The organism is Mesorhizobium sp. M7A.F.Ca.US.014.04.1.1 (genome assembly GCF_003998745.1).
In the GTDB taxonomy this organism is placed as follows: Bacteria; Pseudomonadota; Alphaproteobacteria; order Rhizobiales; family Rhizobiaceae; genus Mesorhizobium; species Mesorhizobium ciceri.
In genome coordinates this window covers 1-10,909 of record NZ_RZRW01000152.1, presented here as the reverse complement: position 1 = coordinate 10,909, position 10,909 = coordinate 1, and the positions used below count along the sequence as shown (strand labels likewise).

The following is a 10,909-nucleotide window of genomic DNA, read 5'->3' as shown; positions in this document are numbered from 1 at the left end:
CTTAGATGAGGTCGCAGGACAGCGCCAGCTCGAAGCCGCCGCCGACCGCCATGCCGTTGACGCACGCGATGATCGGCTTGTTGAGGTCGCGCAGCTCCTGCAGGCCGGCAAAGCCGCCGACGCCATAGTCGCCGTCGACCGCATCGCCGCCGGCAGCTGCTTTGAGGTCCCAGCCCGCGCAGAAGAACTTGTCGCCAGCGGTCTTGACGATGGCGACGCGCAATTCCGGATCGTCTCGGAACGCCTTGAAGGTCTCGCCCATCAGCCGCGAGGTCTTCAGGTCGATGGCGTTGGCCTTGGGCCGGTCGAGGGTGACTTCGAGGATGGTGCCCTCGCGGCGGGTCGAAATGACGTCAGACATTCTTGTTCTCTCCCAGCACCAGCAGCGCGTCGGCGATCCAGGCGCCCTTGCCCTCTGCACAGACGATCAGCGGGTTGATGTCGAGTTCTTCGATCTCACCGGCATTCTGCTGCACGAAGGCGGCAATGCCAGAGATAGCATCGATGGCAGCCGCGACATCGGCCTTCGGCCGGCCGCGATAGCCTTCGAGCAACGGGAACAGTTTCAGGCCGCGCAGCGCCGCCTCGATATCGTCGCGGGTCGCCGGCAGCATCAGCGTGACGCTGTCGCGCAACAGCTCGACCAGCACGCCACCAGTGCCGAGCGTCATCACCGCGCCGAACATCGGATCGCGGGTGAAGCCGACGATGAGTTCGGCAACACCGTCGCGCACCATGCGCTCGACATAGAGCCCGGTGCCGAGCGGCAACAGGTTATGCGCTGCGGTGCTGACGGATTCGGCATCCCTGAGATTGAGCCTGACAGCGCCAACTTCGGATTTGTGGGTGACGCCGAGCGCCTTCAACGCGACGGGAAAGCCGAGCGCCATGGACGAAATCACCGCTTCGACGGCATTGGCGGCGCGCTCGCCCTTCGGCACCGGCAGGCCGGCTTTGATCAGCCGTGACTTCGCCTCGGCTTCGTCGGGCGTGACGTGGTCCCCGCCAGAGGCGCCGGAGGCCGACGTGTCGATCGGCTGCGCCTGCGGTTCAGCCCAAGCCCAGCCGATGAAGGCTGCTGCGCCGGCTGCATCCATCGCTTCCGAAATGCCGAACAACGGCACCATGCCGCGCGCCATCAGTTCGGCGGTGTATTCCTCCGGCAGGTTCTCCGGCAGCGAGGAGACGATCGCACCATGCGCCTTGTTGGTCTTGAGCGCCGATTCGAAAGCGCGCAACGTCGCCCACCAGTCGGTGACCGAGCAGCGGTCGGGTCGCGGAAAATCGAGCACCAGCATGTTGAGGTCGAAACCGCCCGACACCATGGCGGTGAAGGTGGCGGTCATCGCCGGCTCGTTGTTCCAGATGAAGGTGTGATAGTCCAAGGGATTGGCGACCGCGACCAGCGGCCCGAGCGTCGATTTGACATGGGCGCGGTGGCTGTCGGTCAGCACAGGGAAATTGACCCAGCGGCCTTCGGCGCTGTCGGCCATGACGGAGGCCTCGCCGCCGGAGCAGCTCATCGACGACAGCCTATAGCCGGGCAAAGGTCCGGTGATGTGCAGCAGCTTCAGCGCCTCGATGAAGGCAGGGATCGAATCGACGCGCGCAATGCCGAGCCGCCGCAGGAACGCACCCGAGGCCGCGTCCGAGCCGGCGAGCGACGCGGTATGCGAGACAGTCGCTTGCCTGGCCTGTTCGGAACGGCCGACCTTCATGGCGATGATCGGCTTCTTCAGCTCGCGGGCTCGTGCCGCCAGCCGTTCGAAGCCGGCTACCGAATCGAAGGCCTCGATGTGCAGGCCGAGCGACGTGACCCGCTCATCCTCGATCAGGCCGAGCGCCATTTCGGACAGGCCGGTCTGCGCCTGGTTGCCGGCGGTCATCAGGAAGGCGATCGGCAGGCCGCGCTTCTGCATGGTCATGTTGATGGCGATGTTGGAGGACTGGGTGATGATGGCGACGCCCTTGCCGCCCTCGGCCAGTCTTATGCCGCCATGCTGGTCGGGCCACAGCAGCGCGCCGTCGGCATAATTGATCAGGCCGTAGCAATTCGGCCCGATGATCGGCATCTGGCCCGCCGCCGCGACCAGCTCGGCCTGCAGCCGCTCGCCATCATCGTCATAGGCCTCGGTTTCGAGGAAGCCGGCGGCAAAGCAGACGGCGCCGCCGGCGCCGCGTTCGGCCAGCGCCTTGATCACCTCGATGGTCAAATGCCGGTTGACGCCGACAAAGGCAGCATCCGGCGCGCCGGGCAGGTCAGCCACCGAACGATAGGCCTTGCGACCGGCAACCTCGTCCTTGGTCGGATGCACCGGCCAGATCTCGCCGGCAAAACCCATCTTGATCGATTGCGCGACGACGGCTGCAGCCTGCGCACCGCCGAAGACGGCGATCGATTTAGGCCGCAGGAGACGCTCCAGTTTATGCATATGTTATGCCCCGAACGGGCGCAGCAGCGCCCTTGAAATGATGTGGCGCTGGATCTCGGATGTGCCTTCCCAGATGCGCTCGACGCGCGCGTCGCGCCAGATGCGCTCCAGCGGCAGATCGTCCATCAGCCCCATGCCGCCATGGATCTGGATCGCTTCATCGGCAACGTATGCGAGCATTTCGGTGGCCTTCAGCTTGGCCATGGCCATGTCCTGGTCGGTGACGGTGCCCTGATCGTACTTCCAGCCGGCTTCGAACACCATCAGGTCGGCGGCCTTGAGTTCGGTCGCCATGTCGGCAAGCTTGAACGATACGCCCTGGAACTTGCCGATCTGCTGGCCGAACTGCTGGCGTTGCGCGGCGTATTCGACGGCATGGCCAAGCGCACGCTCGGCGCGGCCGAGGCAGGTGGCGCCGACCTGCAGCCGGGTGGCGCCGAGCCAGGAATTGGCGACGTCGAACCCCTTATGGACTTCGCCCAACACCTGGGCGGCGGGAAGCCGGCAATCGTCGAATTCGAGGATGGCGTTGGTGTAGCCGCGATGCGAGACGTTGCGGTAGCCGTCACGGACGGTGAAGCCTTTGGTGCCCTTATCGACGAAGAAGGCGGTGATCTTCTTGCGTTTGCCGCGCGGCGAATCCTCTTCGCCTGAGGCCATGAAAACGATGGCAAAGTCGGCGAGGTCGGCGTGGGAGATAAAATGCTTGGTGCCGTTCAGCACCCAGTCGTCACCGTCCTGCACGGCGGTTGCCTTCATGCCACGCAAATCGGAGCCGGCGCCCGGCTCGGTCATGGCCAGGCAGTCCCATTTCTCACCACGGATGCAGGGGCACAGATATTTCTCGCGCTGCTCGGGCGTGCCGGCCAGGAGGATGTTGGAGGGGCGCGACACGCAGGTCCAGTGCAGCGCGTAATTGGCGCGGCCGAGTTCCTTCTCGTAGAGCAGCCAGGTCACCGTATCGAGGCCCGCTCCGCCGACATCGGCCGGCATGTTGGCGGCATAGAGCCCGGCCTCGATCGCCTTTACCTTGATCTCCTCGATCAGGTCGCGGCGCAGCACGCCGGTGCGCTCGACCTCGCGCTCATGCGGGTAAAGCTCGTTCTCGACGAACGCGCGCGTCGTCTCGACGATGAGCTTCTGTTCCTCCGACAGCCCGAAATCCATGCTCTCAGCCTTTCTTCTTGCCGGTCTTTTTCTTCGGCTTTTCGGCTTTCTTGACCGGTTTCAAGGCTTTGGCCTTCTCGGCCGCCTTGGAGGCCATGGGCTTCTTCGCCGCCAGCTTGGCCAGCTGCCTGGTATAGTCCTTATGCAGCGCGCCGGCGCCCCAGCCCTTGCCTTTGTTTTGTTTCGACAGCGCATCCATGATGGCGACCAGATTGTCGTCGCGGATCTTTTCCAGCTCGCGGATCGACAGCCCATGCGCCTGTTCGTCCGACTGCGTGGCGATCAGGTCGACCAGTTCGTCGTTGAACTCAGGCACGTCCATCAGCTTGGTCCATGGCCATTTCAGGCACGGCCCGAACTGCGCCATGAAGTGGCGCATGCCGGCCTCGCCGCCGGCGACGCGATAGACCTGGAACATGCCCATCTGCGCCCAGCGCAGGCCGAAGCCGTAGCGCATGATGTCGTCGAGTTCCTCGACCGTGCAGATGCCGTCCTTGATCAGCCACAGCGCCTCGCGCCATGCCGCTTCGAGCAGGCGGTCACCGACGAAGGCCTCGATCTCCTTGCGGATGACGACAGGCTTCATGCCGATCGAGGCATACATCTCCTTGGCGACCTCGATCGCCTCGGGGAAGGTCTGCTCGCCACCGACGATCTCCACCAGCGGCAGGAGATAGACCGGGTTGAACGGATGGCCGACGACCAGCCGCTCCGGATGCTTCTTCATCGCCACCTGCATGTCGGTCGGCTTGATACCGGAAGTCGAGGAGCCGACAATCGCGTTGGCCGGCGCGTGAGCGTCGATCTCGGCCAGCACGCGGTGTTTCAGGTCGAGCCGCTCCGGCACGCTCTCCTGGATGAAATCGGCATCGGCGACCGCTTCGGCGATGGTCTTGGCGAAGGTCAGCTTGCCCTCTTTCGGCAGGCCGCCGGGCACCATCTGCTTGTAGGCGCGGCGCGCGCCCTTCATCACTTCGCCGACCTTGCGCGACGCCTCGGGATCGGGATCGAAGATCGACACGTCGATGCCGTTGAGCAGCAGGCGCGCCACCCAGCCGGCGCCGATCACACCGCCACCGATGGCGGCTGCCTTGTTGATGATGCTCATGCTGAAGCTCCGGTTCTTGTCGCGGCGGTTGCGGGATCGATGAGGGGCACGCGCTCGCCGGCTCGGATCACCGAGGGATCGTAGGCCTTGCGGGCAAAGACTTCGAGCACGAAGGGCCGGAAGAATTCCATCGACAGCGTGTCATAGTCGGGGTCGAAGCTGGGCTGGTCCCAGCGTTCGCAAAACTGGTCGCAATCGTCGAAATAAGCATGGCCGGCAAAGCGGTCGCGGGCGTGGCGGTTGCCGCCGAGATGATGGGCATAATAGAGCCGCTGGAAGTCGCCATGCTTTTCCACCACCCAAGTGCATTGCTCGCGCACGAAAGGTTTCAGGATCGAAGCGGCATATTCGTCGTGATTGTAAGGCGCATAGATGTCGCCGATGTCGTGCAGCAGCGCGCAAGCGATCCAGTCGGTGTCTGCGCCGTCGCGCCAGGCACGTGTCGCTGCCTGCAGCGAATGGCCGAGCCGGGTGATCTTGTAGCCGGAAAGACCCGCGTCGAGCTGCACCAGCGCGTCGAGCAGCCGCTCGCCGGTCCTGGCCGCATAGTCGATTTCATGCGCGGTCAGGAACTCGTAGTCGTCCCGGTCGCCATCCTTCATCGCGGTGAATTTTACGGTAGTCATGCCGACCCTCCCGACGAATAATTATGCCGCGATCGGCGCCCGCTTGGTGAGGTTGAGCTTCTGCCGTACCTCTTCCGGTCCAAGGATTCTGGCGCCGAGATTGGTGACGATGCTGGCGGCGCGCTCGACCAGCTGTGCATTGGTGGCCAGCACGCCCTTGTCGAGCCACAGATTGTCCTCCAGCCCGACGCGGACATTGCCGCCGGCCAGCACCGCCGCCGCGGCATAAGCCATCTGGTTGCGGCCGATGGCGAAGGCCGACCAGTTCCAGGTCGACGGCACATTGTTGACCATGGCCATGAAGGTGTTGAGATCATCAGGCGCACCCCACGGCACGCCCATGCAAAGCTGCACCAGCGCATCCGGGTTGAGCACCTTTTCCTCGACCAGTTGCTTGGCGAACCACAGATGGCCGGTGTCGAAAGCCTCGATCTCCGGCTTGACGCCGAGCGCCGTCATCATGCCGCCCATGGCGCGCAGCATGCCGGGCGTGTTGGTCATGACATAGTCGGCCTCGGCGAAATTCATGGTGCCGCAGTCGAGTGTGCAGATTTCCGGCAGGCATTGGCGCACATGTTCCATGCGGTTGGTGGCACCGCCCATGTCGGTGCCTTTTTCGTTGAGCGGCAGCGGCGCTTCCGGCGATCCGAACACCATGTCGCCGCCCATGCCGGCGGTCAGGTTCAGGATGACGTCGACTTCTGCCGCGCGGATGCGCTCGGTCACTTCGCGGTAGAGATGTACGTCGCGCCTCGGCCTACCGGTCTCGGGATCGCGCACATGGCAATGCACGATGGCGGCGCCCGCCTTGGCCGCATCGATGGCGGAATCCGCGATCTGCTTGGGCGAGCGCGGCACATGCGGGCTGCGGTCCTGCGACCCGCCGGACCCGGTCACGGCACAGGTAATGAAGACCTCACGGTTCATCGCAAGCGGCATGGAACTCTCCTCCGAAAGAAATAGACCTCAACAATGCCCGACTTGCCGGAAACTGTTTTGCGTTTTACGAAGCTTCCATGACGAAAAGCGAAAAACCAACGATCTTTCGCGCCGAGCGCTCGCCGCTTAGGGTGACGCTGCTGGTATTTTCCGGTTCGTCGATCATGTGCGTCGCATCCGCCGTCGATCCACTGCGCGCGGCCAACCGCATCTCCGGCGAGACCCTGTTCGATTTCAAGCTGGTCTCGGTGACCGGCGAGGCTCCAGTCACCACTTGCGGCCTGCCGGTGGCGGTCGGCGGCCGCTTCGATGCGGGCGAGTCGACCGACGTTCTTGTCGTCGTCGCCGGCTTCGGCACCCAGAACTATGCAACCTCGGCTCTGTTGTCCGGCCTGCGCCGGGCCGCACGGACAGCACGCGCTTGCGGCGGTGTCGAAGCCGGCACCTGGCTGGTGGCGCGCGCCGGCCTGCTGGAAGGACGCAGCGCCACCACCCACTGGGAGGACATGGAGGATTTTTCCTCGGCATTCCCCGGCGTCGATGTCCGCCCTGACCGCTATGTTATCGACGGGCCGGTGTTCACCTCGGGCGGCGCGTCGCCGACCTTCGACCTGATGCTGCATCTCATCCGCACGAGGCTCGGCATGGCCGTCGCGCTCGATGTCGCCAGCGTCTTCATCTACGACCAGGCGCGCGCCGCCACCGACGCACAGCCGCTGGTCTCGCTCGGCCGGCTCGATGGCTATGATCCGCGGCTGGCGCAAGCGATCCGGCTGATGGAAGCGCATGTCGACCAGCCGCTGACCATTGAAGCGGTGGCCAAGCGCGCCGGCGTGACGGCACGGACGCTGGAGAGCATCTTTCGCAAATCGATCGGCGAGACACCGGGCGCCTATTATCTCAGGCTGCGCCTGGGCGCCGCGCGCCGGCTGGTGGTCGATACAAGGATCGCCATGGCCGATATTGCCGGGCGGACCGGATTCTCATCCGCCGCGGCGTTTTCAAGAGCGTTTTCAAGGGCTTTCGGCGAAGCGCCGGTCAGGCTGCGCCGGGGCTGACTATGATAGAATCAGGCAGCGTTCTGACGGTCGCTGCCGCCGTCGATCTGCGAGCGCATTTGCTTGGCAAGATGGGTCTCGAAACGGCTGGCCACAGCGCGATCCCATTCGTTCGAGCGGCGCGTGCCGTCCTTCGGATGCGGCATTGCCATCAGCCGGTCGATGATCGATCCAGCCTCGCCAGGTGAGAGCAGGGCGTCGATTTCACGTTCGTTCTGCATATCGGTTCGCCTCCTTCTTCCTCTCCCGCCACGAGCCACTCTTATACGAGATTCGTGACGGCAGTTTGAAGGCAAGAGCGAGGTCATTGAAGGGCGTCGAAGGGCAAAACCATGTCGCTGGACCGGGCCATGCGCAAAGCTGTTCCTGCGCCCAGGCAGGTCAGGTCAACGAGAAATCTATTGTTGGATTGCGCAATTCCCAAGGCAAAGCGCTGTACGCTTTTCCCGGGGAAACCGGTACCCACTTTTCCTGGAATTGCTCAAAGCCGCTTTTCGAACAGCACCGTGGTGAAGCCACTGTCCCATTCGTCATCGGGATAGCGGCTTTTCTCGATATAGCCGACCGCTTTGTAGAGTGCTTGTGCGGGCAGGTTGAACGTGTCGGTCTCCAGCCGCGCCTGCGCCAATCCGGCCGCACTGACCGCCTGTTCGGCATGGGAAAGCAGCTTGCGGCCGACACCTTGGCCTTGACGGGATGCCATCACGTGCAGGGCCTCGATGAAATCCGCGCGCCAATGGATCAAGCCGGCGACCTCGCCATCGATCTCGGCAATGGCGAATTCAGGCCAGCTCTGGTCGACATAGCGCCCGCCAATATCCGTCTCGACATAGCGTTGCGCGGCTGCTTCGGTGATGTTCGGCAGCCAGGTGCCTTCGAAGGTTTCCTGCAGCACCTGCTTCAGCGCCGGAATATCGCTCGCCTGCGCAGGGCGCACGATGATTCGATCCTCTGCCATTTCCGTCTCCTGCCAATGCATGTCGCCCAAAGTGCACAGCGGTTTGGGACGACGACATGCCGCCGCACGGGCCCTCTTTCGGTGACACGTGTAGCGTCCTGGTCCCACGCAGGCTGCCGAAGATCTGTGCGATCCTCGGCAGCTTGTCGCGAAGTGGGCTGACTAGCAGATGGCGATGGCGGCGGCTTTCAGCCAGTGGCGCCGGATGTCGGTCCAAAGATGAAGCGGCGCTCGCCCTACACGTAGCGGTTGACGATGTTTTCCAGCAGTTCCTGGCGGCCGGACCTCGGCTGCGGCTCGATCTTCTTCTTGACGACACGCTCGGCGATATCCTCAAGCGTGCGCTTGCCGGCAAGCATCGCCTTGCCCTCGGCCGTGTTCCAGCCGGCATAGCGTTCGGCCAGCGGCGCCGACAGTGCCTTGTCCTCGACCATGCGCGCCGCGGCTTTCAGGCCGCGAGCGCAAGAGTCCATGCCGCCGATATGGCCGATCAGCAGGTCCTGCGGATCGAGCGACTGGCGGCGCAGCTTGGCGTCGAAATTGGTGCCGCCGGTCTTGAAGCCGCCAGCCTGCAGGACTTGGTAGTAGGCCAGTGCCATTTCCGGCACGTTGTTGGGGAACTGGTCGGTGTCCCAGCCCGACTGGTAGTCGTTGCGGTTCATATCGATCGAACCGAAAATGCCGAGCGCATTGGCCAGAGCCAGTTCGTGCTCGAAGGAATGGCCGGCCAGGATGGCGTGGCCCTGCTCGATATTGACCTTGACCTCCTTCTCCAGCCCGAAGCGCTTGAGGAAGCCGTAGACCGTGGCGACATCGTAATCGTACTGATGCTTGGTTGGCTCCTGCGGCTTCGGCTCGATCAGGATCGTGCCCTTGAAGCCGATCTTGTGCTTGTAGTCGACGACCATGCTGAGGAACCGGCCGGCCTGTTCCTGCTCGCGCGCAAGGTCGGTGTTGAGCAGGGTCTCATAGCCTTCGCGCCCGCCCCACAGCACGTAGTTTTCGCCCTTCAACCGCTTGGTGACGTCGATACAGCTTTTTACCGTCGCCGCCGCATAGGCAAAGACATCCGGATCGGGATTGGTGGCCGCGCCCGACATGAAGCGGCGGTTGGAGAACAGATTGGCGGTGCCCCAAAGCAGCTTGACGCCGGTCTGCTTCATCTTGCCCGCGAAGTAGTCGGCGATCTCATCGAGGCGCGCCGCACTCTCGGAAAAATCCTTGCCTTCCGGCCGTACATCGGCGTCGTGGAAGCAGAAGTAGGGCGCGCCGAGCAACGAGAACATCTCGAAGGCGACGTCTGCTTTCAGTTTTGCCAGCTCCATCGTGTCGACGCCGCCGGCCTTGGGAAACCACGGCCGGTCGAAAGTCTGGCCGCCGAACGGATCGCCACCCGGCCAGGCAAAGGAGTGCCAGTAGGCAACGGCGAAGCGCAGATGATCTTCCAGCCGCTTGCCGGCGACGACCTCATCGGGATTGTAGAACCTATAGGCCAGCGGATTGGTCGAATCCGGCCCTTCATATTTGATCTTCTGGATGTCGCCGAAAAATCCACTGCTCATGATTTCTGTCCTCTCACAAAGTTCTGACGCCATTACCTCAGGCGTAATTGGTTTCACGCCGGCGCTGGTTGAAAAGGGTCATGTCAAAGCCACCAAACGAAGGAGACAGACCATGACCGACCTCACCAAGATCGCTGAAAACTACATCACCGCCTGGAACGAAAGCGATGCCGGCCGCCGGGCCGAATTGCTCAAGGCGACCTTCACGGAAGACGTCAGCTACCGCGATCCGCTCATGCAGGGTGATGGCCATGAAGGCGTCGCGGCTCTGATCGACGGCGTGCAGCAGCGCTTTGCCGGTTTCCGGTTCTCGCTGAAGGGTACGCCGGACGGTTTTGCCGACAAGATCCGCTTCTCGTGGAATCTCGGACCTGAGGGGACGCCTTCGGTGATCGAAGGTACCGACATCGGAATCATCGAGAACGGCCGCCTCAAGAGCGTCACCGGTTTTCTCGACAAGGTGCCGGCGCAGTGAGCCGGACAGCCGCGGCGTGGGCGAAAGATCGCTCACGCCGTGGCGACCCTGATTGCCGGATAAAGCGCCCGGTAGCGCTGATAGGCATCGGCATAGGCGCCGCCGAGCGCCGCATCCGGTTCGATAGTTGCGTCCGTCCTCGGGGCCGTACAGATTTCGAGCGGATCGGCACCCGTCGCCGCGATCAGGCCGAGCCGCGCGGCACCAAAGGCGGCGCCGAAGTCGCCGTCGGCAGGAATGTCGACAGGCAGTTGAAGCGCGGTGGCAATCGCCTTCAACCAGTAGCGTGAGCGCGAACCGCCGCCGATCGCCGTCACCCGCGTCAAGGCTGTGCCGGCCGTGGCCAGCGCTTCGAGGCTGTCGCGAAAGGCAAAGGCTACACCCTCCAGCACGGCCTGGGTCAGCACGGCACGGCTCGATTGATGCGCCAGTCCGGTGAACGCGCCGCGAATGGCGGAATCATTGTAGGGCGTGCGCTCACCCGAGAGGTATGGCAGGAAGGACACGCCGCTCGGCGCCTTCAATGTGTCGCCGAGCTCAGTGGTCAACTCGCCGGCGCTCTTCCCGGTGATTTCCGACAGCCA

At 63.6% G+C, this 10,909-nt stretch carries 11 protein-coding genes and 1 pseudogene; 2 read left to right on the top strand and 10 right to left on the bottom strand.

The genetic code is table 11. The annotated features are described in order from the left end of the window. Window positions 1-4: 4 nt before the first annotated feature. From EOA22_RS12895 to EOA22_RS12870, 6 genes and pseudogenes are all read right to left on the bottom strand, one after another. Window positions 5-361, bottom strand: a pseudogene (locus EOA22_RS12895) (enoyl-CoA hydratase-related protein); the annotation flags it as partial. After that, window positions 354-2,432 carry an acetate--CoA ligase family protein gene (locus EOA22_RS12890; RefSeq protein ID WP_063169797.1) on the bottom strand — a complete coding sequence of 693 codons (2,079 nt, stop codon included), beginning with the start codon at window positions 2,430-2,432 and terminating at the stop codon, window positions 354-356. The pseudogene EOA22_RS12895 and the gene EOA22_RS12890, both read right to left, overlap by 8 nt. Window positions 2,433-2,435: 3 nt before the next feature. Further along, window positions 2,436-3,599, bottom strand: a complete 1,164-nt coding sequence (locus EOA22_RS12885; RefSeq protein ID WP_127390004.1) for an acyl-CoA dehydrogenase — start codon at window positions 3,597-3,599, stop codon at window positions 2,436-2,438. A 4-nt stretch (window positions 3,600-3,603) separates the two neighbouring features. Further along, window positions 3,604-4,707: a carnitine 3-dehydrogenase gene (locus EOA22_RS12880; RefSeq protein WP_024501970.1), complete on the bottom strand. Its 1,104-nt coding sequence runs from the start codon at window positions 4,705-4,707 to the stop codon at window positions 3,604-3,606. Beyond that, window positions 4,704-5,333 carry an HD domain-containing protein gene (locus EOA22_RS12875; protein WP_063169799.1) on the bottom strand — a complete coding sequence of 210 codons (630 nt, stop codon included), beginning with the start codon at window positions 5,331-5,333 and terminating at the stop codon, window positions 4,704-4,706. The genes EOA22_RS12880 and EOA22_RS12875 overlap by 4 nt, the downstream gene beginning before the upstream one ends. A 21-nt stretch (window positions 5,334-5,354) precedes the next feature. Further along, window positions 5,355-6,272 (bottom strand): 3-keto-5-aminohexanoate cleavage protein, encoded by a 918-nt coding sequence (locus EOA22_RS12870; protein ID WP_013528293.1) that lies wholly within the window; start codon window positions 6,270-6,272, stop codon window positions 5,355-5,357. A 77-nt stretch (window positions 6,273-6,349) separates the two neighbouring features. Between EOA22_RS12870 and EOA22_RS12865 the strand changes: the two genes are divergently transcribed. Further along, window positions 6,350-7,330, top strand: coding sequence for a GlxA family transcriptional regulator (locus tag EOA22_RS12865; protein ID WP_024501969.1), 981 nt, complete (start codon window positions 6,350-6,352; stop codon window positions 7,328-7,330). Window positions 7,331-7,341: 11 nt separating this feature from the next. Here EOA22_RS12865 and EOA22_RS12860 read toward each other — a convergent pair whose 3' ends face one another. The 3 genes from EOA22_RS12860 to xylA all read right to left on the bottom strand — a co-directional run bounded on the left by EOA22_RS12860 (window position 7,342) and on the right by xylA (window position 9,850). Then, window positions 7,342-7,551, bottom strand: coding sequence for a hypothetical protein (locus EOA22_RS12860; protein ID WP_013528291.1), 210 nt, complete (start codon window positions 7,549-7,551; stop codon window positions 7,342-7,344). A 260-nt stretch (window positions 7,552-7,811) separates the two neighbouring features. After that, window positions 7,812-8,288, bottom strand: coding sequence for an N-acetyltransferase (locus EOA22_RS12855; RefSeq protein WP_063169800.1), 477 nt, complete (start codon window positions 8,286-8,288; stop codon window positions 7,812-7,814). A gap of 236 nt (window positions 8,289-8,524) precedes the next feature. Further along, window positions 8,525-9,850 (bottom strand): xylose isomerase, encoded by a 1,326-nt coding sequence (gene xylA / locus EOA22_RS12850; RefSeq protein ID WP_027161006.1) that lies wholly within the window; start codon window positions 9,848-9,850, stop codon window positions 8,525-8,527. 112 nt (window positions 9,851-9,962) lie between these two features. On the opposite strand from xylA, the gene EOA22_RS12845 reads away from it, so the two are divergent. Continuing rightward, window positions 9,963-10,325, top strand: a complete 363-nt coding sequence (locus tag EOA22_RS12845; protein WP_063169801.1) for a nuclear transport factor 2 family protein — start codon at window positions 9,963-9,965, stop codon at window positions 10,323-10,325. A gap of 32 nt (window positions 10,326-10,357) precedes the next feature. On the opposite strand, the gene EOA22_RS12840 is transcribed toward EOA22_RS12845, so the two are convergent. Beyond that, window positions 10,358-10,909: FGGY-family carbohydrate kinase (locus EOA22_RS12840; protein ID WP_245478629.1), on the bottom strand; the 552-nt coding region annotated here is incomplete at its 5' end.